This window comes from Rahnella sp. NRRL B-41462, assembly GCF_003263525.1.
GTDB classification, from domain to species: domain Bacteria; phylum Pseudomonadota; class Gammaproteobacteria; order Enterobacterales; family Enterobacteriaceae; genus Rahnella; species Rahnella aceris.
In genome coordinates this window covers 1-1,036 of sequence record NZ_JYDF01000178.1, presented here as the reverse complement: position 1 = coordinate 1,036, position 1,036 = coordinate 1, and the positions used below count along the sequence as shown (strand labels likewise).

The following is a 1,036-nucleotide window of genomic DNA, read 5'->3' as shown; positions in this document are numbered from 1 at the left end:
TTAACTCAGTAAGCCAGGCATCAAGCGCTTCTGCTGTATGTTCAATCACATCGAATACGCGTTCACCGTTTTTAAACTGAACACAGACATCGTGTTTTTTATCCGCCCAGTCCAGACCAACGTGCGCAGCAAATTGATTAGTCACAGTCATCACCAACTCCTTTTTATAGGGGATTGGTATGCATTCCACGCTCTTCGAAAGAAATATAGCCAGCAGTTTATCTGCATGCCCTGAGTATTCGTTAGCGAACGTGGAGCACCTACTGGCTCGAAAGAAAAGCGGCGATCATCGCATGATTCTCGCTCAATATTCGTAACCAGCAAGCGCATACCCTGAATCACTTAATAGTGTAATTCTCAGGGTGCGAATGACTATACTTCGCTCACAGTTGCCGGTCATGACTGCTTAAAAAACAGGCTTAACGTAGGGTATTTAATGAGATGGTCACTCCCTCCTTCCCGGTACTATGCTGAGGATAGGCTTTCATTCGGAGAACTATCATGGAAAACATTGCGCTCATTGGTATCGATCTGGGTAAAAACTCTTTCCATATTCATTGCCAGGATCGTCGCGGCAAGGCTGTTTACCGTAAAAAATTTACACGGCCAAAGTTAATCGAATTTTTGGCGACATGCCCCGCTACAACCATCGCAATGGAAGCCTGTGGTGGCTCTCACTTTATGGCACGCAAGTTGGAAGAGTTAGGGCATTTTCCTAAGCTGATATCACCACAATTTGTCCGTCCATTCGTTAAAAGTAACAAAAACGACTTTGTCGACGCCGAAGCTATTTGTGAAGCTGCATCGCGTCCGTCTATGCGTTTTGTGCAACCTAGAACGGAATCTCAGCAGGCAATGCGGGCTCTGCATCGTGTCCGTGAATCCTTGGTTCAGGATAAGGTAAAAACAACCAATCAGATGCATGCTTTCCTGCTGGAATTTGGCATTAGCGTTCCACGAGGAGCTGCCGTTATTAGCCGACTGAGTACCATTCTTGAGGACAATAGTTTGCCTCTTTACCTCAGCCAGTTATTGC

2 pseudogenes are annotated in these 1,036 nt (G+C 45.8%); one reads left to right on the top strand and one right to left on the bottom strand.

Annotated elements, in window-relative coordinates:
* Positions 1 to 151, bottom strand: a pseudogene (locus UC14_RS26205) (IS110 family transposase); the annotation flags it as partial.
* Between the two features lie 350 nt (positions 152 to 501).
* Here UC14_RS26205 and UC14_RS26200 point away from each other — a divergent pair.
* Positions 502 to 1,036 (top strand): annotated as a pseudogene (locus UC14_RS26200) (IS110-like element IS4321 family transposase); the annotation flags it as partial.